Source organism: Pseudomonas sp. GW823-FHT02E01 (genome assembly GCF_058797535.1).
Window position 1 is genome coordinate 777,969 of record NZ_JBXAJS010000001.1, and the last position, 25,651, is coordinate 803,619.

Here is a 25,651-nt window from a genome sequence, read left to right on the forward strand (position 1 = left end):
GGTGTCCTTATTCCTGATCCAGGTCGGCGCTTTTCTGCGCGATGGCCATGGCCGTGAGGATTTTTCTGTAGCCGGTGAATTCGTTGCGCGCATGCACGCTGAGGATGTTGTCGAGCAGGACCACGTCGCCCTTCTCCCAGGCGAACTCGACCATCACCTCGCGGTAGATGCCTTGCAGGTGACGAATCACGTCCTCGGGAATCGGCGAGCCATCGCCGAAGAAGGTGTTTTGCGGCAAATCTTGCGGGCCGAACTCACGCAGCAGGTTGTCGCGGATGCTGTCCGGCAGGGTCAGTGCGTTGAAGAAGGTGCCGTGGTTGAACCAGATGCGCTCGCCGGTCAGTGGATGGCGCACGATGGCCGGGCCGTTCTGCCGGGTGCGCAGGCGGTTGCCCGGCTTCCATTCGGCCTGGATGCCGATTTTGGCGCAGTAGGCTTCAACCTCGGCGCGATCCTCGCTCTGGAACACGGTCTGCCATGGCAGGCCCATGCCGTCGCCGTAGTTGCGCACGTACATGATGCGTTTACGGGCAAACTCTTCGCGCACCGCCGGGTCGATCCGCGCGAGGATCCGGCGGGTATCGCCAAAGGGTGTTTCACCACCGGTGGTCGACGGCGTGTCGCAGTAGAAATACAGGTGACGCGGGAACACCGGTGAATACGAGTGTTCGTTGTGCGGGAAGATTTTCTCCGGCGCCGGGTAGTCGGTGGAGCTGTAGATCTTGAACTGGCCGCTGATCTGGGTCCGTGGCGAGGCGCGGAACAGGTACTCCAGGGCACCGCCGGAAATCCCGTCGACGCAGCGGTTGAACTCGCCGATATCAGCCACCTGGAAGCCACGGAACAGGATCACCGCGTGTTCCAGCAGCTTGCTTTCGATCAGCGCGCGATTCTGGGTCGCCCATTCCACCAGGCTCACGCCGGACACGGCCGGACGGCACACCAGCGGCATGCTGAGGCCTTCGAACATCGGCGCAAAACTCACCAGCCGCGTCGGATCGGTGGACAGGCTCTTGCGGGCACCACGACCCATCTTGGGAATGGACTTGGTCGTTGAAACGGTCATAAACCCCTCCAGAAAATGTTGACGGCGGCGCTCAAAGGCGCCGCCGACTGAATCAGTCCGCCGCGGATTGCGTCGCCGGTGCGCCACGGTTCGCCGAGCGGCGCTTGATCGCCATGGCGCCGCCGAGCAACGCCTTGCGTTGCTCGCTCAAGCGCGCATCGGCACGGCGTTGCACATCGGCGGCCAGGTCCAGCAACTCACCGACCTGCACTCCGTCAGCGCGTATCAGCGCCTGGAGTACCGCCCGGATCTGTTCGAACAAACACTCCAGCGTGCTCGGCAGGTACTGGCCCACCGGCGTTTCGAAACTCAGGTGAATGTGCTCGGCATCGTTGTAGAACGCGGCGACCATGCCGATCTCGGCGGCCTGGCGCCCGGACGGGAAGTCCTCGACCTCCAGGCCCTCCATCGACGACAAGCGACCAACGCCTTCCTGGTAGATCAGCTTGATGTCGAACAGCGGCGAACGGCCGGCCCGGCGCGGCAAGCGCAAGGCTTCCACCAGTCGCTCGAACGGCAGGTCTTGATGATCCGAAGCCTCCAGCACCGCCCGGCGACAGGCCTCCAGCAACTGCGCCGCCGACTGCTCGGCATCGACCTCCACTTGCAGTACTAATTGGTTAACGAAGAAGCCGACCATTTCTTCAAGCTCGGCTTGATTTCGGTTGGCGATATCGGTGCCGATACGCACCCGACTGACCTCGGTACGCTGGCGCAGGACGAGGGTGAAACCGGCCAGCAGCAGCATGAACAGCGACAGATCGCGCTGTTGGGCAAAGTCGCGCACCTGCTGGCTGAGTTCGGCGCTGAAGGTGAAATGAGCACTGGCGCCTTCTTGCGCCGTGCGCCGGTCGCCATCGGCGGGCAACTCGAGCACCGCTTGTGGCTCGGCAAGGCGCTGCTGCCAGTAGTCGAGTTGGCGCTGCAACTCGCCGCCCTGCTCCAGCCACTGGCGCTGCCATTTGGCGAAGTCGGCGTACTGCACACTGTGCGCCGGCAGTTGCGGGGTCTGGCCACGGTTGAGGGTTGGATAGAGCGTGACGAATTCATTGATCAGGACGCGGAACGACCAGTCATCAGCGACGATGTGGTGCACCGTCAGCAACAGCACATGTTCGTCATCCGCGACCCGCAGCACCCGCACCCGCAGCAACGGACCATGGCGCAGGTCGAATGGCCGGGCGACCTCCTCGCGGGCCAGTTTCTGCGCTTCGACGTCCGGCGCCGGTCGATGCCGCAGGTCGCTGGCCTCGAAGCTCAACGGCAATTGTCCGTGCACCCGCTGCCAGGTGTGGCCGTCTTCTTCGTAAAAGGTGGTGCGCAACACGGCATGACGTTGCACCAGGGTTTCGAAGGTTCGGCGCAGGGCGTCGAGGTTCAGTTCGCCGCGCAGGCGCAAGGCACCCGGCATGTTGTACATCGAACTGTCCGGTTCGAGGTTCCACAGGAACCACAAGCGCTGCTGGGCAAAGGACAACGGCTGGCGTTCGCCGGAGGTATCCGCCACCATCGTCGGGCGCTCACAGCTGTGTTGCAGCGTCTGCACCTGAGCGGCGAAATCTTCAAGGCGCGGGTGTTCGAACAGGCTGCGCAAACTCACCGACAGGCCCAGGCGCTGGCGGATCTGCGAGACGATTTGTGTCGCCAGCAACGAGTGTCCGCCCAGTTCGAAGAAGCTGTTTTCCCGATCGACGCGACTGACCTGCAACACCTGCCGCCAAATCTGCGCCAGTTCGATTTCCAGTGCGCCTTGCGGGGCGCTGCCGACGTCGGCCTCCCAGACCTGAGGGGCCGGCAACGCGGCACGGTCGAGTTTGCCGTTGCGGTTGAGCGGCAACGCGGCCAGCAACACCAGTTGCGCCGGCAGCATGTACTCCGGCAGGCGCTCGCCCAGGGCGCGGCGTACGGTGTCGGTGAGTTGACGCGCATCAGCGTCCAGCAGTTCATCTGAAGCCGGCACCACATAGCCGATCAATTGCTTGCCGCCAACGCCTTCGTGCACCAGCACCGCGGCTTCGCTGATCATCGGCAAGCCTTGCAGATGCGCTTCCAGCTCACCCAACTCAACACGGAAACCACGGATTTTCACTTGATGATCGATGCGTCCCAGGTACTCCAGCGCACCGTCCTCGCGATAGCGAGCCAGGTCACCGCTGCGGTAAAGCCGCGCGCCCTGCGTGCTGGAAAACGGATCGGCGATGAAGCGTTCGGCGCTCAAGCCCGGTCGCTGGTGATAGCGCTGGGCAAGGCCTACGTCGCCGCCGATGCACAATTCGCCGACGCAACCGGTCGGCAGCAGGTGGCCTTCGCTGTCCAGCACATACAGCGCACGCCCCGGCAGGGCTTTGCCGATGGGCACGCCAATGTGATTGCGGGTATCGGTCAGTGTGCATTCGTGGGTACTGGACACCACCGTGGCTTCGGTTGGCCCGTAGGTGTTGAGCAGGCGCACATCGCCCAGACCGGCGGCGTGCCACAGCTTCAAACCTTCCAGCGACATGGCTTCGCCGCCGACGTGGACCTGACGCAAACGCCCCTTGTCCCGCTGCGGGTGCGCGGCCCACTCCTGAGACAGCAGGAACCAGTAGGCCGCCGGCAAATCCGCCAGGGTCACGCCATGCTCGATGATCTGGCGATAGAGGGTGTCGGTGTCCCACAGTTCATCGCCGCGCATCACCAGCGCCGCGCCCACGCACAATGGCGGGTAGCACTGCTCGACAAAGCCGTCGAAGCTGAACGTTGCGAATTGCAGCACGCGGTCTTGCGGGGTGAGTTGTGAATAGTGCGCCGCGATCACGCAAAACTCGCGCAGTGCGGCATGGGCCAGGCACACGCCTTTCGGGCGTCCGGTGGAGCCGGAGGTGTAGATCAGATAGGCCAGGTCTTCGGCGCTGGCGAGGTTGATCAGGTTGTCGGTGGAATACCCGGTGTCTGCGCCCGGCTCAAGCGCCAGGCGCGGCAAACCTTGCGGCAGCGCTACATCGGCCAGCAGGCCCGGTTGCGCCAGCAGCAGGTCCATGCCGCTGTCTTCGATCATGTAGGCCAGGCGCTCGGCCGGGTAATCCGGGTCCAGCGGCACATAACCGGCGCCGGACTTGAGGATCGCCATCAGGCTGACGATCATCTGCCCATTGCGCCGCACCGACAGGCCCACCCGCTGCCCCGGCGCCACGCCCTGGGCACGCAGGCGATGGGCGAGCTGGTTGGCTTGCGCATTGAGCTGGGCGTAGGTCAGGCACTCGTCACCGACCATCACCGCCAGCGCATCGGGGGTGCGTGCCGCTTGTTGCTCAAACCGCTGATGAGCCAACAACGGGCTATCGATTGGCGGCGCCGGCGGACGGGAACACGCCAGCACCATTGCTTGCGCCTGTGCATCCAGCAAGCTGACCGCGCCCAATGCCTGTTGTGGCTGTGCGACGAACTGCTCCAGCACCTGCAACAGGCTGGCACCCAACTGGCTGATCTGCGCGGCACTGAACCGGGTTCGGTCGAAACTGAAATCCAGGCGCAGGCTGGCGCCGACTTCGATGCCCAGGGTCAGCGGGTAACTGGTGATTTCGTGATTGTGCAGCGCACCGAAGGTCAGGCCCGCCGGCGCCCCTTGCTTGAGGGCTTCGGCCACCGGGAAGTTCTCGAACACCAGCAGGCTGTCGAACAGCGCCCCCTGTTGCCCGGCCCAGCCCTGAATGTCGTACAGCGGCACGTGTTCGAACTCGCGCAGGCTCAGGTTCAGGGCTTGCAGGTCGTTGAGCCACTGGGCCACCGACTGCCCCGCTTGCGGCGCGGCGATGATCGGCAAGGTGTTGATGAACAGCCCCAACTGCTGCTCTATGCCCGGCAGCGGCGCGGAGCGCCCGGCAATCGTTGCGCCAAACGCCACACAGGACTGGCCCGTGTAGCGTTGCAACAGCAGGCCCCAAGCGCCTTGCAGCAAGGTGTTGAGGGTGATTTTCTGCTGGCGGGCAAAATCGCTCAGGCGCTGTAGCGCGGCGCTTTCAAGGGTCAATTGATGTTCACCCATGCCGTACCCATGGGCAGGCGTCGGCAAGGCTTGCGCCAGCAGCGTCGGCGTTTCCAGCGGCGCCAGCGCCTGTCTCCAGAACTGTTCGGCGGCCAGCAGCGGCTGCTGTTGAATCCAGCCCAGATAGTCGCGGTATTGCCCCAACGGCCTGGCCAACGTCTGGCCGGCATAGTGCTGGATCACTTCGCCGAGCAACTGGGCGTTGCTCCAGCCGTCCATGAGGATGTGATGGCTGGTATGGATCAGGTGCCAGCCTTCACTGCCCCGGCGCACCAGCAGCAGGCGGAACAATGGCGCGGCGCTGAGTTCGAAGCCACGGCTGCGCTCCTCGGCGGCCAGTGCATCGAGATCGATGTCGGCTGCTTCGATCACTTGCAGTTGCAGGTCGATCTGGCGATGAATCACCTGATGCGCGCACTCAAGCCCCAGCCAGTGGAAGCTGCTGCGCAGGATGTCGTGTCGGTTGATCGCCGCCTGCCAGGCTCGGCCGAACGCGGCCAGTTCCAGGCCCTGGATGTCCAGGCGCAATTGATTGATGTAGGCCTCGGCCTGGGGTTCGTACAGGGTGTGGAACAGCATGCCCTGTTGCATCGGCGTCAGCGGGTAAACGTCCTCGATGGCCGGCGCCGCAACAGGCAAGACATCGAGTTGTGCCTGGGTGATGCGCGCCAGTGGGAAGTCCGACGGCGTAACCTGGCCTGGCGCTGTCGCGCAGCAATGTTCGATCAGTGTCTTGAGTTCTTCGGTATAGGCATCGGCCAGTGGTTGCACCGTGGACTCGGCAAACATGTCACGACTGAAGCCCCATTGCAGCGAGAGCTGCCCGCCATAGACCTGGCCCTCCACGGTCAGCCAGTTGGCCAGCGGTGCATCGTCGCCCTGAGCCTGGCCGCCGCTTTCCGGGGCCGGGACGAACAGTGCGGCGTCGTCGAACTGACGGTCGAACTGCCCCAGGTAGTTGAAGGTGATCCGTGGCGCCGGCAAGTCTTGCAGGGCCTGGCGCTGCGCCGGTTCGCCCAGGTAGCGTAGCAGTCCATAGCCCTGGCCTTTGCCGGGAATGGCGCGCAGTTGCTCCTTGATCGACTTGATCGAATTTGCCACCCCGGCCTCGGGTTGCAGGCGGACCGGAAACAGGCTGGTGAACCAGCCGACGGTGCGGCTCAGGTCGAGGTCGTCGGACAGGTCTTCGCGGCCGTGGCCTTCCAGCTGGATCAGCGTCGAGCCCTGCCCGCTCCAGCGGCAGATGACCCGCGCCAACGCCGTGAGCAACAGATCATTGACTTGGGTGCGATAGGCCGCCGGGGCCTGTTGCAGCAACTGGCGGGTCAGTTCCTCATCCAGTTTCGATTCGATCTTGTGCCCGTGGCGCTGCTGCAAGCTGCCCTGGGGGTTGTCGCACGGCAGGTCCCGGGCATCCGTCAGTTGCGCCTGCCAGTACGGCATTTGCTCCAGCAAGCTACCTGCATGCTGTTGCAGGTGCGCCGCCCAGGCTTGATAGGCGCTGGTCTTCTCGGGCAGCGCCACTTGCCGGTAAGCCTGTTGCAAGTCTTCGAGCAACACCCGCCATGACACCCCGTCCACGGCCAAATGATGAACCACCAGCAACAGGCGCTGACTGCCATCGTCGAGGCTGATCAGCAAGGCACGCAGCAGCGGCCCGCTTGCCAGATCGAGGCTGCGTTGCGCTTCATCGCACAGGGCGGTCAAGGCTTCGGTCGAAGACGCCCGACGTTGCCACAATCCAGCTGATTCGACTGGCGCTGCGTGGCGCTGCTGCCAGCCTTCGGCACCGTCGATGAAGCGCAGGCGCAAGGCGTCGTGGTGGTTGATGACGGTAACCAAGGCCGGCTCCAACACCTCAGGATTCAACGCGTCCCGGGGCGTCAGCAGCAGCGACTGATTCCAGTGCTGACGCTGGGCGATGGCCTGTTCGAAGAAGTAATGCTGTGCCGGGGTCAGGATCACCTCGCCACTGACCGGGCCTTGATCGACAGTGCTGCGGCTGTCGAACGCCGCGACCAGCGCCAGGCTACGCACGGTCTGGTACTGGAACAGATCCCGCGGGCTGAGGCGAATGCCCGCCTGGCGGGCACGGCTGACCACCTGGATGGAAATGATCGAGTCGCCGCCGAGCTCGAAGAAATTGTCTTCGAGGCCCACAGGTTCCGCGCCCAATACGTCCTGCCAGATCTGCGCCAGCGCGATCTGCATCGCATCTTGTGGCGCAACGAATGCCTGTTGCGGCGTGGCATCGGGCGGCGGCAAAGCCCTGCGGTCGAGCTTGCCGTTGGCGGTCACCGGCAAGGCGTCCAGCGGCATCAGGTAGGTGGGCACCATGAATTCCGGCAGGCTGTCGAGCAGCCAGGCCTTGAGGGTTTGCGGCCACTGCGCATCGGTGTCGGCGTTTTCCAGCACCAGATACGCCACCAGATGCTTGCCGCCCTGCACCAGCACCACGGCCTCACGCACCAACGCATGCTGCATCAGCCGGGTTTCGATTTCCCCCAGTTCGATGCGCAGACCGCGCAATTTGACTTGATGGTCGAGGCGCCCGAGGTACTCGATCACCCCATCGGCGCGCTGCCGCACGCGGTCGCCGGTGCGGTACAAACGCGCACCGTCATGGAAGGGGCACGGCACAAAACGCTCGGCGCTGAGCGCCGGACGGCGGTGATAACTGCGCGCCAGCCCGGCGCCACCGAGGTACAACTCCCCCGCCACGCCGGCCGGAACCGGCAGTAATTGTGCATCCAGCACATGGGTGCGCAGGTTGGCGATGGGCCGGCCGATGGGCACGCTGTCGGCGCCTTCGTCGATGCAGGTCCAGTGGGTGACGTCGATGGCCGCCTCGGTCGGGCCGTAAAGGTTGTACAACCCGGCGCCCGGCAGCTTTTTGAACACCTGCAATTGGGCATCCAGCGGCAAGGCTTCGCCGCTGCAGACGATGCGCTTGAGGCCGGCGCACGCCTCGACACCCGGTTCGTGGATGAACGCCTGGAGCATCGACGGCACAAAGTGCAGCGTACTGATGCCGTACTCACCGATCAGGCGGATCAACCGCGCCGGTTCACGATGCGCACCCGGCGGCGCCACCACCAGGCGCGCGCCGGTCATCAGCGGCCAGAAGAATTCCCACACCGATACGTCGAAACTGAACGGGGTCTTCTGCAACACCGAGTCGCCGCCATCCAGCCCGTAAGCCTGCTGCATCCAGCACAAGCGGTTGACCAGCGCCGCGTGACTGTTGCCGGCGCCTTTGGGCTTGCCGGTGGAGCCGGAGGTGTAGATCACATAGGCCAGGTTCAGTGGATGCACTTCAACTGGCGGGCAGGACTCGCTGTAGCCGTCGAGCCAGTCTTGCTCCTGATCCAGGGCGATGACCTTGACGCCCTCGGTGGGCAGTGCGCCGAGTAAAGTGCTTTGGGTGAGCAGCAGGCCAATCGCACTGTCTTCGATCATGTAGGCCAGGCGCTCAGCCGGGTATTCCGGGTCCAGCGGTACGTAGGCACCACCGGCCTTGTGAATCGCCAGCAGGCCGATGACCATTTCCAGTGAACGCTCGACACAGATCCCCACCAGCACATCCGGGCCGACACCCTGCTCGCGCAAGCAGTGCGCCAGTTGATTGCTGCGGGCGTCGAGTTGCGCGTAGCTGAGCTGACGATCGCCAAACACCAGTGCCGGCGCGCCGGGGGTGCGTCGGGCCTGGGCCTGGATCAACTGGTGCATGCACTGCTCGACCGGATAGATCTCGGCGGTGCGGTTCCAGTCCCGTACCAACACTTGCTGCTCATCCGCCGTCAGCATCGGCAACTCGCCGATTTTTTGCGTCGAGTCGTCGACTATCGCCTGCAACAGGCTCGTCCAGTGCCGGGCCATGCGCGCGATGGTATCGGCCTCGAACAGGTCGCTGGCGTAGGTCAGCGCGGCGTGCAGCTTGCCGCCCTTCTCCCAGGTGTCGAGGGTCAGGTCGAACTGGGTGGTGCGGCTTTGCCAGTCGATGCTGCCCAGCTCCAGGCCGGACGCGGTGCTGACCGAGGCCATGTCGGCCACATGCGGCTGGTGGTTGTACATCACCTGGAACAGCGGCGTGTGGCTGAGGCTGCGCTCCAGTTTCAGCGCTTCGACCAGGCGCTCGAACGGCAGGTCCTGATGGGCCTGGGCGCCAAGGGCGGTTTCCTTGATGGCGCGCAGCAGGTCGTCGACCCGGGTCTGGCCGTCCAGTTGGGTACGCAGTACCTGGGTGTTGACGAAGAAGCCGATCAGGCCTTCGATTTCCGCGCGGTTGCGGTTGGCGATGGGCACGCCGACGCGGATGTCGGTTTGCCCGGTGTAGCGATGCAGTAAAGTGTTGAAAGCGCCGAGCAACAGCATGAACAGGGTGATGTTGTGCTTCTGCGCGGTGCTGCGCAGTTGCTCGGCCAGTTGCGCCTGGACCGCGAATTCGTAGCGGGTACCGCGATAGCTCGGCATCGCCGGGCGCGAATGATCCAGCGGCAGTTCCAGCACAGGATGTTCATCGCCCAATTGCGCCTGCCAGTACGCCAGTTGCCGCGCCTGCTCGCCCGCCTCCAGCCAGCGGCGCTGCCACAGGGCGTAGTCGCTGTACTGGATAGGCAGCGGCGTCAGCTGCGGTTGCGTGCCGGCATCGAAGGCGTCGTAGCAGCGGATGAATTCGTCGATCAGCACGTTCATCGACCAGCCGTCGGAGACGATGTGGTGCAGGGTCAGTAACAGCACGTGCTCAAGCCCTGCGAGCTTGAGCAAGGTGACCCGCAGCAGCGGACCGGTCGACAGATCGAACGGCAGTACCGATTGCTGTTCGGCGGTTTCAGCCACGGCACGTTCGCGCTCCTCGGCGGGCAGTGCGCTGAAATCCACCTGCTCGATGACCAGCGGCGCGGTGGCCAGGACTTGCAACAGGCTGTCATCGGCCTGACGAGCGAACACCGTGCGCAGGGTTTCATGCCGCGCCACCAGGCTGGCGAACGCCTGTTCCAGCGCCGACAGGTTCAGGCACCCGGTCAACCGCACCGCGCCCGGCAGGTTGTAGGCACCGCTGTGGGGATCCAGTTGCCAGAGGAACCACATGCGTTGCTGGGCGTACGACAGCGCCTGGCGATCCTCAGCCTCGATGCTGGCCGGAATCGGAAAACGGGCGAAATCCACGCCCTCCTTGTGCAAGGCCGCAAGGAACATTTGACGCTTTTCCAGGGGCAACCCGATAAACCGGCGAGCGAGTTTCAAGGAGTCTTCAGCATTCATCTATCGGCATCCGCATCAGTAGGCAGCAGGCGCAAGGGCGCGTCGTCCCTATAAAACGAATGCAGGCGGGAAAAATTAGCGGATGGGAACAAGTATCAGGAGGGAGTGAAACGCGAAATTCGGGGCTACTGAAAATCAAAAATGTGGGAGCGAGCTTACTCGCGATAGCTGCGTGTCAGGCACCATTATTGCCGGCTGACACGACGCCATCGCGAGCAAGCTCGCTCCCACAGGGATCGGGTAGAATTTTGGAGTGGTGTTAACCCACGGCAGCCATGGAAAGCCGCCGATGATGCACCTCAAGCTGATCCTTGATCACCCGCAGCACCTTCGCTTCCTGCTCATGGATGAAGAAGTGCCCGCCAGCCAGCATGTCCACCGAAAAACTGCCACGGGTTTCCTGGCTCCAGCCGATCAACTGTTCGGTGGTGGCGCGGTCGGCCTTGCCGCCGAGCACGTGCACCGGGCACCTGAGCAACGGGCGCTGCACCGGCTCGAAACGCCCGCACAGCAGGAAGTCCGCGCGCAACACCGGCAGGGTCAGGCTCATCAACTCTTCATTGGCCAGGATCTCTTCGCTGGTGCCGTTGAGGGTGCGCAATTGCTCGATCAGTTCGGCGTCGGTTTTCGGCTCGGCATACTGACGGTCGTAATCGGCGCGCAGCGGCGGTGCGGCGGTGCCCGAGGCGAACAGCGCCACCGGTTCCGGGCAACCCAGCGAGCGAAACGCATGGGCCATCTCGCAGGCCAGCAGCGCCCCCATGCTGTGGCCGAACAACGCGTACGGCGCCTTGAGCGTGGCTTTTTGTTCCTGGGCCAATTGCAGCGCCAGGCGGCGCATGTCGGTGTGCAAGGGCTCACCGTAGCGCGCGCCCCGCCCCGGAAGCTCCACCGGTTGCAGCTTGAGCCACTCCGGCAGTTTTCGCCGCCAACGGCTATAGACCATGGCACTCGCGCCCGAATAGGGCAGGCACAGCAATGTCAGCGGGGTCACCGGGCTTTCCTCGAAAGTTATCTGTAAAGAGAACGGATGAGGTGCCCAAAGAATTAGCCATGTGAGTAACCCTGTGGGAGCGAGCTTGCTCGCGATAGCGGAGTGTCAGTCGACATCATAAGTGCCTGACACACCGTCATCGCGAGCAAGCTCGCTCCCACAGGAGGCTGTTTCCAGCATTGAATCTCTATTTCAGATGGCGATAGCTCGGGATTGCCGAACCGAGCACCACTGCCCCCGCCGCAATCGCCAGCCAGAACCCGCTGCGCGCGCCGAAGACGTCCACCAGCCAGCCGGAGCCGGCGGCGCCGATCGCCACGCCGATGCTCAGGCCGGTGACCAGCCAGGTCAGGCCTTCGGTGAGTTTGGCCGGCGGTACGATCTGCTCCACCAGGGCCATGGCGACAATCAGCGTCGGCGCGAAAAACAGGCCGGCGACAAACACCGCCAATGACAAACCGAAAATGTTCGTCGCCAGCAGCAACGGCAAGGTGGTCACCGCCGTCGCCACCCCGCCGTACAGGAACAGGCGCGCCAGCGGCACTTTAGAGCGCAGTGCGCCGAACGCCAACCCGGCCAGGCACGAGCCGATGGCGTACACCGACAGCACGATGCTCGCCGCCGCCGGTTGGCCCTGATGCTGGGCGAAGGCGACGCTGACCACGTCCACCACGCCAACAATGGTGCCCATGGCGACCATCAACAGCATCAGCAACTGAATGTCGCGGGAACGGATGATCGAGCCCTGGTGATGCTCTTCATGGGGATGCACCGGCGGCTCCGTGCTGCGCTGCAGGACGAATGCGGTGACGCCGATGGCCAGCGCCAGCAAGGCCGCCAGCGGCCCGGCCTCGGGGAATGCCACCACGCACAACCCCACCGACAGTGGCGGCCCGACAATGAAGCAGACTTCGTCCAGCACCGACTCCAGGGCGTAGGCGGTTTGCAACTCGGGGCGGCCGCGATACACCTCAGTCCAGCGTGCCCGCACCATCGCCGACATGCTCGGCATGCAACCGGCCAGCGCGGCGAAGAAAAACAGCGTCCAGTGCGGCGCCTGCAACCGCGTGCACAGCAACAACAGCAACAGTGCCCCACCGCCCAGCAATGCCGATACCGGTAGAATCCGCCCCTGGCCAAATCGATCCACCAGCCGCGACACCTGAGGCGCACAAAACGCCGTGGCCAGAGCGAACGTCGCCGCCACCGCGCCGGCCATTGCGTAGCCACCCTGCAACTGCGAGAGCATGGTGATCAGGCCGATGCCGGTCATGGAAATCGGCATGCGCGCGATCATTCCGGCCAGCACGAATGCGCGGCTGCCGGGGGCTTTGAACAACTCGCGATAGGGGTTTGCCATGGGACGGGTCTCATCAGGGGACTGCACGTTGCCACAACGGCTGATTGCGGGGGAAGCGTGGAATTGTTGGTTGAATGTGAAGGCCCCATCGCGAGCAAGCTCGCTCCCACAATTGATTGGTGCAGGCAGTTCTTTGTGGAAGCGAGCCGAACGGAAATACCTTGTTGCCAGCCATGACATCCCCACCTAACATCCTTGATGAACGGGTACAGCGGAGCTGTGCAGAACCACCCGAATTCAAGGAACCAGAATGACCCAACGCATCCATCGCAGCATCGCCTCCCCGCTCCGAAACGGTTTGAACCGCGAAGAACTCTGGGAGGCCGACGACAAGGGCCTGATCAAATGCTGGGAAGTCGGCCGCCAGCGCGCCGCCCGCTTCCCCGACCTCGCCCGACAGTGCCTCGCCGGCGAGTTGCCGGTACTGGGCTGGAAAGGTGGCGTCAGCCGCAGCCTGAAGAAACTCGAAAAGTACGGCTCCCTCAAATACCTCGCGCAGTGGCAGGGGCTGCGTGGGGAAGATCTGGATGTTGATTTGAACCAGGAGCGGGCGCTGACTTGCTCGCGAACCGGGATGGTGGTGACGTTTACCCCGGACCGGGCGAAGTATTTCAATCAAATAGCGGAAGTTGAATCCTAGGAGCAGGGACGATGGTCGATTTGCATCAGGAATTTCAAAACAGTGGATTTTTCCACGAAGCACGCATTGATAGACGTTCAGCCGACGCACTGGTAGGCATTACGGCTGGACTCGCTGCCGATGGCCAGATCAACCAGCAGGAAGCCGAGTTTCTCAAGAGCTGGATCGAAGTTCATTTGTGTCATCTGGGTGATCCGGTCGTGAACATCCTCTACAAACGCCTCTCCGACATGCTGAGTGATGGTGTGCTGGACTCCGAAGAATCGGCTGAGCTACTGGATATGCTGCACCAGTTTGCAGGTCTGCCGGTTGGCTCTGACCAGATCTTCACAACGCCTTGCAGTCTTCCACTCGACAACCCTGCCCCCACACTGAACTTGGTTGATCGGATTTTCCTGTTCACCGGAGTCATGGCTTACGGTCCGCGCAAAGAATGTGAATCGCTGATTGTCGAACGCGGCGGTCAGATCGGTGGTTCGGTCAGCAGAAAAATCAACTATCTCGTGGTGGGCAGCATCGGAAACGATCAGTGGCTTCATAGCACTTATGGAACCAAGATCAAAAAAGCGGTCGAGCTAAGAGAGAGCGGTGTTCCTATCGCGATCATCAGTGAAGAACACTGGCAAAGGGTGCTGTTCGGGTGACCGTGGGGTAACTGCATCAGGCTCAGGCTAAAAGATGCTCAAGGCACCATTGAATCTGCACCAACACTGACCGAAAACCGCTCCCGATATGCCTGCGGCGTCACGCCCATGGCCCGCAGGAAACTGCGGCGCAGGGTTTCTTCGCTGCCGAAGCCGCATTGCACCGCTACTCGTTTGATCGGCACGCCGGTATCGCTGAGCAAACGTCGCGCGGTTTCGACGCGGATCAGTTCGATGGCCCGGGCCGGGGTCTGGCCGGTGTCGGCGCGGTAGTGGCGCACGAAGCTGCGTTCGCTCATGCCGGCCTGCAAGGCCAAGGTCGGAATGCCAAGGTCGTGGGCCAGATTTTCGCTGATCCAGGCGTGAAGTTCATCGAAACGGTTGCCTTCCTGTTGCAGTGACAGGGTCACGCTGAATTGCGACTGGCCACCCGGACGTTTGAGAAACACCACCAGTTGCCTCGCGACTTCTAGGGCCATGGTGCGTCCCAGGTCTTCTTCGACCATGGCCAACGCCAGGTCGATGCCGGCGGTCACCCCGGCCGAGGTCCAGACCGGGCCGTCGTTGATGAAGATCGGGTTGGGCTCGACGTGCAGTTGCGGATGCTGCTGCGCCAGTTGCTCGCAACGGGTCCAGTGGGTGACCACGCGCCGGCCGTCGAGCCAGCCGCTGGCCGCCAGCAGGAACGCACCGGTGCATACCGAGGAAACCCGCCGGCAGCCACGAGCATGTTCGCGCACCCAGGCGACCAACGGCGCATCTTGCGCCGCTGCGTAAACACCCCAGCCACCGGCGATGATCAGGGTATCAGTGCCCTCATCCGGCAACGGTTCGGCCAACAGCGCCAACCCCGCCGACGACATCACCGCCCCGCCGCCACTGGTAATCACCGTTGGTGCGTAGGGTGGCGGCAGGCCTTGCTGGCGGGCTATGTCGTTGGCCGAAGCGAAAACCTGCAACGGCCCGGTGACGTCGAGCAATTGCACGTTGGCGAAAGCGAGTACATGGATGGTTTTCGACATTTGGCGTAATTCGTGGGGATATTGGCGTATACGCCAAAGCCTACGAGCCTAGAGTCAAACCGTCCACCCACTTCACGAGAAAAAACACCATGACGTTGCAGATCGGTTTTCTGTTGTTTCCACAGGTTCAGCAACTGGACCTGACCGGCCCTTACGACGTACTGGCCTCGCTGCCGGATGTGAAAGTGCATCTGATCTGGAAAGACCTGATGCCGGTCACCGCCAGCACCGGCCTGCTGTTGAAACCGACCACCACCTTCGATGAATGCCCGGCACTGGACGTGATCTGCGTGCCCGGTGGCAGTGGTGTCGGACCCTTGATGGAAGATGACCAGACTCTGGACTTTCTCAAGGCCCAGGCCGCCAACGCGCGGTACATCACGTCGGTGTGCACCGGCTCGCTGGTGCTGGGTGCGGCGGGATTGCTCAAGGGCAAACGCGCCACCACTCACTGGGCCTATCACGAACTACTCAAGCCGCTGGGCGCAATCGCAGTGCAAGACCGGGTGGTTCGTGACGGCAATCTGTTGACCGGTGGCGGCATCACCGCCGGTATCGACTTCGCCCTGACCCTGGCCGCCGAGCTGTTCGACCAGGCCACCGCCGAGTTGGTGCAACTGCAACTGGAATACGCCCCGGCCCCGCCGTTTACCGCGGGCAGCCCCGAGACGGCCCCGGCCAGTGTGCTGGAAGAGGCTCGCCAGCGGGCTGCCGGCTCGTTGAAACTGCGGGCGCAGATCACCGAGCGCGCGGCGGCGAAACTCGATCGACAGTGAAAAAATGGCGGCGGGAACCCGGTTCCTGCCGCCACGACTTTTCATGCGCGCAAAAAAAACCCGCCGAAGCGGGTTTTTCCAAGACCATGACGACTCCTTGTCGTAGCGTTCCTTGCATATGGTCGATCATCCATGATCCTGAGCACATCCTGTGCTTCAGTGGGTGAGACCAGATTACGCTTCGGATCCAATTTGTAACAGGCGATATCGCTACCATCGCGTGTAAGACATTCGCTATAAACCACCCTCCGAAAACCCTTAGACGCCTCAGGTTTCGAGCCGACTTCAGCCACTCTGTTGCTCGTGGGCTTTGGCATTGTCGATCAAAAACTGCTCGATATTGTTCATTTGCTCTTCCCAGCCACGACTGTCCATGCGGAAAGCCCTTTCGCGACGAGCCTGGGGAATGTGATCGAAACCGGACTCGGAGACCTTGAGCAACGTGCCGTTGTCCATGTCTTCGAGCTCGAATTTCACCAAGGTGGTGGGTTCCTGGGAGTAATCGACTTCAGGGTTCACGGCATACGGGTGCCAGCGAAACGAAAGCAGCCGCTCCGGCTCGACCCGCTCTACCAGTACATTCCAGCGCAAATGTTCATAACCGGGATAGGTAACCTGCCCCTGGGTCCATTCGCCTGCCACAAAGCGCTTGCCTTCCAGCGCCACGCCAAACCACTGTCCGAACACTTCGGCATTGGCCAGCACACGCCAGACCTGTGAACGCTTGGCCTTGAGCAGGATTTTCCTTTCGATGCGATCAGATGCTGGGTTCATAAGTCACCTCCTGTACTTGAACAGTAGGTCAGTAAGACCACAAGACCAACTCTAAAGTTGTACCAATCGGGATAAGCAATCAACCATACCTGAGATATTCGGTTGCATTTGCGTGGATAAGTTCTGGGCAATCGCAAAGTCAGCGGGTCGAAACTGCTAACGTTCGCCCTCGAAACAGCATGGAAAAGGATAGCGACATGAAAAATCTGCGCGGCAGTTGCCTGTGCAAGGCCATCGAATACGAGCTCGATAGCCTCGACATGCCCATCAGCCACTGCCATTGCCAAACCTGCCGCAAGGCACACGCAGCGGCTTTTGCATCGACCGCCGGAGTCATGCGCGAGCATTTTCGCTGGACCAAAGGCCAGGATCGCCTGAGCCACCATGAATCGTCGCCGGGCAAGTTTCGGTATTTCTGTTCAGTCTGCGGTTCACACCTGATGGCCGAACGGCCGGCCCAGCCTCACGTGATTGTTCGGGTGGCGACGCTGGATACCGATCCGCGGATGACGCCCCAAGCGCATATCTGGACGTCTCACGATGTGCCATGGCTTGAATACGATTCGGTGGAAAAGCACGTGCAATGGCAAGCGTAGAGAGCCAAATGCCCCTCGGCGCTACACTGCACCTCTCTTTCGGTCACAGCGAGCACTCCAGCATGAACCCACGCTTACTCTTGGCGCTGACACCCCTGTTGTTCACCTCCATGGCGTTCGCCGTGGACTGCGACAACGCCAGCGATCAGGCGACGATGAACCAGTGCGCGGCGCAGCAGAACGCGGCCGCCGACAAGGAATTGAATGCGCTGTACCAGCAGATCACTTCGCGACTCAAGAGCAACCCGGACAGCAAAAAGCAGTTGGTGGGTGCGCAGCGGGCGTGGATTGCGTTCCGCGATGCCGAGTGCAAATTTTCGGCATCCGGGGTGGAAGGCGGGAGTGTGTATCCGCTGATATACAGCAACTGCACCACGGAACTGACCAAGGCACGGGTTCAGACGTTCAAGAACTACCTGAAGTGCCAGGAGGGGGATATGAGTTGCCCGGTGCCGGGGGTTTGATTTTTGCTGTTTTTGCGGTGTTTTTGAGGGCCCCATCGCGAGCAAGCTCGCTCCCACAGGGGATTAGGATGTACTCGCAATGCCGGCGTCACCACAAAAACTGTGGGAGCGAGCTTGCTCGCGATGAGGTCGGCACATTCAACATTGATGTTGCCTGACATGCCGCTATTGCGAGCAGGCTCGCTCCCACAGGGTTCAGTGGTGTTCACACAATAGTGACCACACCAAAAATCCACTGTGGGAGCGGGCTTGCCCGCGAAGGCGTCAGTTCAGGCGCCGCAATTACCGGACAAAAATCTGCGCCGTGGTAATCGCCATGTCTCCGCCCGGCAACTTGATGCTGCCCGTCTGTTTCAGGCTGTCGGCATCAAAGATCGCCACGTCGTTGAACGTCCCCGCCAGGTAGATCTTGCTGCCGTCCTTGTTGAAGGAAATGCAGTAATACGAGTGATCGAGCGCGGCGGACTGGAGCATTTTCTTCTGCTTGATGTCGTACTTGGCCAGGCGGTTGAGTACACCAAACATCAGGTTCGGGTCCTTGGGCGAACGCATGCCGCTGAAGTAGATTTCGGTCAGAGGCCCGAAGTCGGTGGTTTCGGTCTTGCCGGTCTTCAGGTCGACGCTGAACAGGCCGTACAGGTATTCGGCGGTGGCCGGGTCCTGTTTCTTGTCCTTGAATTTCGCCGCGGTGTACAGCAGCGAGAAGTCATGCCGGTAGGTCTGCTGGTTCCACACGTAGAGCACGTCCGGCGCGCTGTAGTTCGGGCGCTTCCAGTGCCGGCTGGGGATCAGCACATCGAACTTGCCGCTCTGCACGTTGACCTTGTAGACATCCGCCCCCGCCACGTACAGCGTGCCGTCGTCACCGCTCTGCATGATGGTCAGTTGGCGCGGCGCCGGGAAACTGCGCAGCGGCTTGGCGTCCATGCCGGCATCGGTCGAATACACGTCGAGCCGTGGCTGCTGCACTTCGTAGCGATCATTCATCATCAGCGTCGGGTTGGCGACGGTGTACAGCTCCTTGCCGTCGTGGCTGACCGTGAAGGCGAACATGGACCTGGCCTTCTCACCCGGCTTCTGGGTGATGCTGGCGTGGAACACCTGCTTGCAGTTGTCCAGTTCGACACCGTAGACATCCGCATAGTGATTGTTCAGCACGTAGGCGGTCTTGCGGTCCGGCGACAACTGCACGGAGCCGGGGCCGAAGGCATCGGGCATCTTGCAGGTCTTGAACAGCGTGTCGGTGGCCAGGTCGATCACGTGCAGGTTGTTCGGGTAGTTGGTGGTCACCATGTATTCGTGACCGACTTGCAGCGCGGTATTTTCATCGGCCAGAACACTGACAGAACAGCTGCTCAGGACGGCGAACGCGGCCAGGCCGCAGGCTTTGATGTTACGCATGCTGGAATCCTTCTTCTGTGATCACTTGTCTTTGGGGAAGACAGTGCCGAGGTTGCGCCAGTTGTCGTTGGACGCCTGGGCATCCTTGTTCCAGTCCGGGTAGGTGCTCATCATGTCGGGCACCTGGGCCGGCCACCAGCAAGGGTCGGAGCACCCGTAGAGGTCGGCCTCCATTGGCTGGCACAGCGACGACACACCGCCAAACGCATCGATTTCCCAGCCCGGGTCGGTGGTCGAGGCACAGCCCGCCACGGAACTCATGGCCACCACTTCTTCTATGCGGTTTTCATCCGCGGCCTGATCCAGCTTCAACGCTTTGTTATTGATTGCCTTGAGATGTTTCATATCAGTGAGCCTTGCGCGGAGTGATGTAACTGCTGATGAACGCAGGGTTATTGGCCATGATCCGGGTGTAGACCTCGATGCCGAAGTCGACCCAGTCACGCATCAGTTCGCAGTAGTGATAGGTTGGGTGGGTCGGATCGCCATAGCGGGCGTAGCTCTCGTGGTAGCAGCCGCCGGAACACAGGTTGCGGATCTGACAGTCTTCGCAGCCGGTGTTGGTACGGTCCAGGCGCTGGGACAGGAAGTCGTTCAACTCCACCTGTTTCACACCGCTATGGACGTTGCCGAAGGTCGGCAGGCTCGAACCGGTAAAACGGTGGCACAGGTTCAGCTCGCCCTTGTGATCCACCGCCAGCATCTTCAGGCCCGCGCCGCATGGCAGGGCTTTCTTGTGGCCTTCGTGGATGTCGGTGATGAGCTGGTGCAGGTTGGAGAAACCGATGTTGCGGTGCTCCAGCGCCGCTTCCAGGTATCGACGACCCAGCGCCTTCATGTTGGCGAACACCTGCACCAGTTCATCGCTGGTGAGGTTGAAGCTGCTGATGTCGCCGGAGGTCACCGGGGCAAAGCCGACTTCGGCAAAACCCAGTTCGTTGAACAGGTGATCCCAGATGGTTTCGACGTCGGTCACGCCGGTGGTGAGCGTTACGCGAGCTCCGACCGGACGGCTGTTGTAGCGCGACAACAGCATCTCGGCCTTGCGCCGCACCACGTCATAGGTGCCCTGCCCGCCCACGGTGATGCGGTTGCGGTCGTGCACGGTCTTCGGCCCGTCGATGCTCACCGACAGCCCGAAACGATGGGCATTGAGGTAATCCACCGTTTCTTCGGTGAGCAACGTGGCGTTGGTGGTCATGACGAATTCGACGAACTTGCCCGCCTCGTGAAAACGCTTCTCACAATAGTCGACCATGTACTCGATCAGCTTGCGGTTGCTCAGCGGTTCGCCGCCGAAGAACACCACGGTGAAACGCTCTTCGTCCGGGGATTCGCGCAGCAGCATTTCCACCGAGGCGATCGCCGTTTCGACGTCCATTTTCTTGCCCGCCGACGGCTTGTCGAGGTCTTCCTTGTAGCAATACGTGCAGCTCAGGTTGCAGCCGGTGTTGACGTTGAGCACCACGGTATTGATCGCCGTGCGCTCGACCCGTTTGGTGGCGATGTCGGGGGTCAGCGGCGAGCCGTCGCTGACCAGTTCCAGGGCCATCAGCTCGCGCAGGGTCTCGGTGATTTCCTCGCCGTTGAAACGCGCGGCCAGGCGCTGGATCAGGTCGTCCGAGGAACAACCTGGCCCGCGCAAGGTGTCGATGATGGTGCCCGTCAGTTCATCGCTGGCGAACAGCGAACTGCTGGGGATGTGAAACAGCATGCGGTCGGCATCGACCTGCACTTCGTGCAGGTTGCGTTCGACCAGATTCAAGATAGCGCCCATGGCAAACCTCCTGTGCAGGCCCCGCTTGGCGGGGCTTGCGGTCATTCCGAAAAGTGTCTGAAGCCTGTGCCGTCAGCCAACTCACGGAATGGGTGGATTGTTCCAGCGTTGCACGGTCACGATCAGGTGGCCTTCGCCGGTCAGGGATTTCCCTGCGTCGTCGACGGCGGCGATCACCTTGAGGTTGCCGGCATTGTTGGTGGACATCTTGCGTGCCGGGTTCGGCCCGGCATCGCCCGGAGTGAACACGCCGGTGTCGGCCTGCATGGTGCCGGCGAACTTGACGTCTTCGTCTTCCCTGGCGCGGTCGTCGAAGGCCTCGACTTTCCACTGTGCCGGGAACACACCGATGCGGTACGGCTTGCCATCAGCGCCCTTACCCCAGGCTTCCGCGTCGAAACGGCCCTGGACTTTCGGCGTCGAACCACCGCCCTCGCCGATCCGTGCCACCGAGAATTCCGGCACAACCTTGACCGAGGCGATCTTGCTGTACACCGACAGGCTCGGGCCCTTTAGCGTGCCGACGCTGACCGCGCGCAAACCTGGCTGGGCATTGGCGGCGGCCTTGAGCTTGACCTTGATCCGCTCAGGGCTCTGCTCGACCACTTCGAGCACTTCCACGCCTTTGCCGAAGTCCGGCTTGCCGGTCAGGCCGCTGCCGATCAGGGTCACTTCGGTTTCGCTGCCGGCCTTCAGATAACCCGGCTGGACCGCCAGCAAACGGTTGGAGCCTTGCTTGGCGGCGACGAAGTCCAGGCCACGCTCGTCGTGCTCGGCCTCGAACATCCGGCCCTGCATCGCATTGCCCTGGGCGGCGAACACCTGGCGCATGGTCACGCCATCGATGGTCACGTTGCCGCGCCATTCGTAGCCGGTGTAGAGGATTGCACTGCCGTCGCCGTTGAACGGCGTGCCGTCGGCATACTGGCCTTTGACGCTGACCTTGAAGGTGTCGCTGCCATCGGCACTCACGGTCATTACACCCGCCAGCTCACCCTTGCCCGGCAAGTGGCCGCTGAAGCTCCAGTCGCCCACCAGGGCATCGGCTTTCGGCGCCGCGCTCTGCCATTTTTTCCAGGCCGGGTTGTCCAGCGGATAACGCTTGGCCAGCAGCGGCACCATCTCTTTGCGGGCCATATCGAACCAGTCGCGGTCCCGGGACAGCGCCTGGTACTCCAGGGACGGCCACTGACCGAGGTGGAAATTCACCAGGCGTTCCCACTCCTGGGCCGGACGCCGTTGCAGGGCAACCCGCGCACCGGAGTGGCAGCGGCCGCACATCTGGCTGGTCTGGTCGTCGAACTGCTCGACGGTATTGAGCCGGCGCTCCAGTGCATAGCGCACGCCGTCGGTTTCGCTCGGCGCCAGGCCCTGGGTGTCGGCCAGGTATTTGACCAGCGTGCGACGGTCGTCATCGCTGATCTGCAAACCGTGCATTGTCTGCATCCGGGCAATGCTCATCAGCCAGCCTTCCGGCGTTTTGCGCTGGTGGCTGATGCGGCTGAGGGCGTTATCGGCTTCGGGGGTGTGACAGCCCTGACAGGTTTCCTTGAGGATGGTCTGGGCGTCGCGGGCTGCCAGGCTATGAGGCGAATGCAGCGCTACAAAAGCGGCTACGGCCAGCAGGCTGGCGCTCATGCCTGATCGGAGTTTTCTCTTCATCAACGTCGAACCTCGCACGGTGCGTTCTTATTGTTGTGGCTTATCGTTTTTATGGTTTCTGCCGCCGGCGTTGATCCGCTGACGGAGGCAAGAGAAACGTCTGCGATGAGCAATACACGGAGCGTGCCAGCTTATTAATATCTCAATGAATCAATGACTTGTGACTAATAACCGGTTTTTTTCGGGAGACGTCATGGGCGTTGCACGTTTAATTTCGCGACAACTGTTTCACTCTGAGACAAGCATAGTTTTCTGTAGGAGCGAGCCTGCTCGCGATGGTCGTTAACGATATCGCGTGCTTACAGGCTAAACGTGGTGCTCTTTTGTCCATCGCGAGCAGGCTCGCTCCTACAGGGTGTCGTGTTCGGGGCGTCTCACATCGTCGCAATTTGCGACGTTTATCGATCTCAGGGTGACCCCGGAAATATCTGTCACCCCACTGGATCGGGCCTTCGGGCCGAAAAAACACAACTGGCACAGGCATTGCGAAAGCCCGGTTCTCACGAACAACAAGAGGCCTCGCCAATGTCGCTCCCAAACCTGCTTCCCGCCACTTCGGCATTCATCCAGCGCGCCCCGCGCATGCTTATCGGCGGTGACTGGGTCGAGGCCGCCGACGGCCAGACCATGCCCCTGCACAACCCGGCCACCGGTGAGGTGCTGTGCGTGGTGCCACGGGCAACACCGGAAGATGTCGACCGTGCGGTGCTCGCCGCCCGCCAGGCGTTCGACGATTCGGCCTGGACCCGCACCCGTCCCCGGGAGCGGCAGAACCTGCTGTGGAAACTCGCCGACCTGATGCAGCGCGACGCCGAACTGCTGGCGCAACTGGAATGCCTGAACAACGGTAAAAGCGCGGCGGTGGCCCAGGTGATGGACGTGCAACTGGCCATCGACTTCCTGCGCTACATGGCCGGTTGGGCGACCAAGATCGAAGGTTCTACGGTTGACGTGTCGGCACCGCTGATGCCCAACGACCAGTTCCACAGCTTCATCCGCCGTGAAGCGGTGGGCGTGGTCGGTGCCATCGTTGCCTGGAACTTCCCGCTGTTGCTGGCCTGCTGGAAACTCGGCCCGGCCCTGGCCACCGGCTGCACCGTGGTGCTAAAGCCGGCCGACGAAACCCCGCTGAGCGCACTTAAACTTGCCGAACTGGTGCTGGAAGCCGGTTATCCCGAAGGCGTATTCAACGTGGTCACCGGCACCGGCATCACCGCAGGTTCTGCCTTGACCCACAACCCGCTGGTGGACAAGCTGACCTTCACCGGCTCCACCGCCGTCGGCAAGCAGATCGGCAAGATCGCCATGGATTCCATGACCCGGGTCACCCTGGAGCTAGGCGGTAAATCACCGACCATCGTCATGGCCGACGCCGACCTGAAAACCGCCGCGGCCGGGGCTGCCAGTGCGATCTTCTTCAACCAGGGCCAGGTCTGCTGCGCAGGCTCGCGGCTGTATGTGCAGCGCAAGCACTTCGACAATGTGGTGGCGGACATCAGCGACATTGCCAACGCCATGAAACTCGGCAATGGCCTGGACCCGAGCGTCGACATGGGGCCCTTGATCTCGGCGCGCCAGCAGGAACGCGTCTACGGGTACATCGAAAAGGGCCGGGAAAGCGGCGCGACCATCGCCTGCGGTGGCGAGCAGTTCGGGCCTGGGTTCTTCGTCAAGCCAACGGTAATTGTCGACGTCGATCAGAAGCACTCACTGGTGCAGGAAGAAATCTTCGGCCCGGTGCTGGTGGCCATCCCGTTCGATGACGAAGCCGATGCCCTGCGCATGGCCAATGACAGTCCGTATGGATTGGGCGCGAGCATCTGGTCCAATGACCTGGCGGCGGTGCACCGGATGATTCCGCGCATCAAGTCAGGATCGGTGTGGGTCAACTGCCACAGCGCCCTGGACCCGGCGCTGCCGTTCGGAGGCTACAAGATGTCCGGGGTCGGGCGTGAGATGGGGTATGCGGCGATCGAGCATTACACCGAGTTGAAGTCGGTGCTGATCAAGTTGTGATTCGTAGCGTCCTTCAGGTCGCCTTCGCGAGCAAGCCCTCTCCCACATTGGAATGCGTTCCCCTGTGGGAGCGGGCTTGCCCGCGAAGGCGTCCCCCAGCCACTACGCCGCTGTTTCGCGGTCCAGTGGGCGACCCACCCCATATTTTGCGCCGGCCCGAAGCGCGTGACGAAGCTTCAGGGCCGGCCGTTCGACGCAGTAGTACGAAACGCCGCTGAGCAGCAACGACAAGGCCAGCACTGTTGCAACAACGGCCCCATCGTAGGCAACCGACCAGACAGCGTGCAGGAAGTACATCACCACATAGTGATTCAGGAACACGCCGTAGCTGATATTGCCGAGGAATTCGTCAATCCGGTGAAACCGAAGCTTTGTCAGCAGGTACACGGCGGGCACGCCCAGCGCTATGCCGGCGGTCACTTCGGCATTGAACGGCCGGCGCTCTATCCATCCCGCCATGATGGCCGCAAACATCAGGGCCGCCACCACGGCGGTGCCGGCAGCGATCGCCAAATCCTTCGGCTGCGCTTTGTACAGGTAGCTGCCGCACAGGAACATGAACAGCACACCCGGCAATAGACGGTAGCCGTACAGGTCGGTGTTGATGAAACCCAGGCACGCGGCCATGAAGACAACGACGGATAGAGCAAACGCAACGCCCCGCGCCCTATAGATGATCAGGAAAGGGATCATCAGGTAGAAGCACATCTCAAGCCCCAAAGACCAGGCCGGCGGCAAGATCCACGATCCCGCCGCGCCGAACATGTAGAAGCCCAGTGGCACGATAGCCAGGCTTGCGGCGATGTTTCGCAGCGTCAGCTCGGCGGCTTGAGGCGTGCCGGGCAGCAGGAAATAGATCACCGCACAGGAAACCACGAAGTAGAACAGGAATTGAGGATAGAGCCGCAGGGCGCGGTCCAGGTAGAACAGGCCGACTTTCTCCGGCGCCTTGTAATTGCGTTCGATCAGCGAGGTCATCACGAAGCCGCTGATGATCAGGAAGGAAATCACGGCAATCACGCCGGGGTTTAGCCCCATGAACGTCTTGCCCATATGAGAAACGGCCACCAGAACGGCCAATAGCAGACGATAAGCTCCCACTTACACCCCAAAATTCCTTGTCGTTATGGCGCGTAAATTACGATGCTTTACGCTGGGAGAACAGGCTTT

Annotated in this window: 17 protein-coding genes; 6 read left to right on the top strand and 11 right to left on the bottom strand. The window is 62.0% G+C overall.

Translation table 11 applies throughout. The features are described from left to right. Positions 1-7: 7 nt before the first annotated feature. From AC1RDQ_RS03460 to AC1RDQ_RS03475, 4 genes are all read right to left on the bottom strand, one after another. Positions 8-1,066 (bottom strand): TauD/TfdA family dioxygenase, encoded by a 1,059-nt coding sequence (locus tag AC1RDQ_RS03460; RefSeq protein ID WP_492586330.1) that lies wholly within the window; start codon positions 1,064-1,066, stop codon positions 8-10. Positions 1,067-1,118: 52 nt separating this feature from the next. Continuing rightward, entirely contained in the window at positions 1,119-10,355 is a 9,237-nt protein-coding gene (locus AC1RDQ_RS03465; protein WP_492586332.1) for an amino acid adenylation domain-containing protein, read from the bottom strand. Positions 10,356-10,614: 259 nt separating this feature from the next. Continuing rightward, complete coding sequence (locus tag AC1RDQ_RS03470) at positions 10,615-11,349, bottom strand: thioesterase II family protein (protein ID WP_492586334.1); 735 nt, start codon at positions 11,347-11,349, stop codon at positions 10,615-10,617. Positions 11,350-11,536: 187 nt separating this feature from the next. Then, complete coding sequence (locus AC1RDQ_RS03475) at positions 11,537-12,709, bottom strand: MFS transporter (protein WP_492586336.1); 1,173 nt, start codon at positions 12,707-12,709, stop codon at positions 11,537-11,539. 250 nt (positions 12,710-12,959) lie between these two features. On the opposite strand from AC1RDQ_RS03475, the gene AC1RDQ_RS03480 reads away from it, so the two are divergent. Beyond that, on the top strand, positions 12,960-13,349 hold the full coding sequence (locus AC1RDQ_RS03480) for a hypothetical protein (protein ID WP_349735356.1): 390 nt from the start codon (positions 12,960-12,962) through the stop codon (positions 13,347-13,349). Positions 13,350-13,360: 11 nt separating this feature from the next. Beyond that, on the top strand, positions 13,361-13,993 hold the full coding sequence (locus AC1RDQ_RS03485) for a BRCT domain-containing protein (RefSeq protein ID WP_057713930.1): 633 nt from the start codon (positions 13,361-13,363) through the stop codon (positions 13,991-13,993). A 38-nt stretch (positions 13,994-14,031) separates the two neighbouring features. Here AC1RDQ_RS03485 and AC1RDQ_RS03490 read toward each other — a convergent pair whose 3' ends face one another. Then, positions 14,032-15,015 carry a GlxA family transcriptional regulator gene (locus tag AC1RDQ_RS03490; protein WP_492586338.1) on the bottom strand — a complete coding sequence of 328 codons (984 nt, stop codon included), beginning with the start codon at positions 15,013-15,015 and terminating at the stop codon, positions 14,032-14,034. An 89-nt stretch (positions 15,016-15,104) separates the two neighbouring features. Between AC1RDQ_RS03490 and inhA the strand changes: the two genes are divergently transcribed. Beyond that, positions 15,105-15,791: an isonitrile hydratase gene (gene inhA / locus AC1RDQ_RS03495; RefSeq protein WP_492586340.1), complete on the top strand. Its 687-nt coding sequence runs from the start codon at positions 15,105-15,107 to the stop codon at positions 15,789-15,791. Positions 15,792-16,076: 285 nt separating this feature from the next. Here inhA and AC1RDQ_RS03500 read toward each other — a convergent pair whose 3' ends face one another. Further along, entirely contained in the window at positions 16,077-16,565 is a 489-nt protein-coding gene (locus AC1RDQ_RS03500) for an SRPBCC family protein (RefSeq protein WP_057713927.1), read from the bottom strand. Positions 16,566-16,762: 197 nt separating this feature from the next. Here AC1RDQ_RS03500 and AC1RDQ_RS03505 point away from each other — a divergent pair, with 197 nt between their 5' ends. Continuing rightward, the gene (locus AC1RDQ_RS03505; protein ID WP_057713926.1) at positions 16,763-17,161 is read left to right on the top strand and encodes a GFA family protein; all 399 of its coding nucleotides are present in this window, start codon (positions 16,763-16,765) and stop codon (positions 17,159-17,161) included. A 62-nt stretch (positions 17,162-17,223) separates the two neighbouring features. Further along, complete coding sequence (locus AC1RDQ_RS03510) at positions 17,224-17,625, top strand: lysozyme inhibitor LprI family protein (RefSeq protein ID WP_492586342.1); 402 nt, start codon at positions 17,224-17,226, stop codon at positions 17,623-17,625. 282 nt (positions 17,626-17,907) lie between these two features. Here AC1RDQ_RS03510 and peaD read toward each other — a convergent pair whose 3' ends face one another. From peaD to peaA, 4 genes are all read right to left on the bottom strand, one after another. Next, positions 17,908-19,026, bottom strand: coding sequence for a quinohemoprotein amine dehydrogenase subunit beta (gene peaD / locus AC1RDQ_RS03515; RefSeq protein ID WP_218498054.1), 1,119 nt, complete (start codon positions 19,024-19,026; stop codon positions 17,908-17,910). Positions 19,027-19,047: 21 nt separating this feature from the next. Further along, the gene (gene qhpC / locus AC1RDQ_RS03520; RefSeq protein ID WP_008016081.1) at positions 19,048-19,371 is read right to left on the bottom strand and encodes a quinohemoprotein amine dehydrogenase subunit gamma; all 324 of its coding nucleotides are present in this window, start codon (positions 19,369-19,371) and stop codon (positions 19,048-19,050) included. A 1-nt stretch (position 19,372) separates the two neighbouring features. Further along, a complete protein-coding gene (peaB, locus tag AC1RDQ_RS03525) occupies positions 19,373-20,803 on the bottom strand; it encodes a quinohemoprotein amine dehydrogenase maturation protein (protein WP_349735350.1) in 1,431 nt (476 codons plus the stop codon). An 81-nt stretch (positions 20,804-20,884) separates the two neighbouring features. Further along, positions 20,885-22,465: a quinohemoprotein amine dehydrogenase subunit alpha gene (peaA, locus tag AC1RDQ_RS03530; protein WP_492586344.1), complete on the bottom strand. Its 1,581-nt coding sequence runs from the start codon at positions 22,463-22,465 to the stop codon at positions 20,885-20,887. A 525-nt stretch (positions 22,466-22,990) separates the two neighbouring features. Between peaA and AC1RDQ_RS03535 the strand changes: the two genes are divergently transcribed. Then, positions 22,991-24,481, top strand: coding sequence for an aldehyde dehydrogenase family protein (locus AC1RDQ_RS03535; RefSeq protein WP_492586346.1), 1,491 nt, complete (start codon positions 22,991-22,993; stop codon positions 24,479-24,481). 102 nt (positions 24,482-24,583) lie between these two features. On the opposite strand, the gene AC1RDQ_RS03540 is transcribed toward AC1RDQ_RS03535, so the two are convergent. Beyond that, positions 24,584-25,582, bottom strand: a complete 999-nt coding sequence (locus AC1RDQ_RS03540) for an acyltransferase family protein (protein ID WP_090456939.1) — start codon at positions 25,580-25,582, stop codon at positions 24,584-24,586. Between the last annotated feature and the right edge of the window lie 69 nt (positions 25,583-25,651).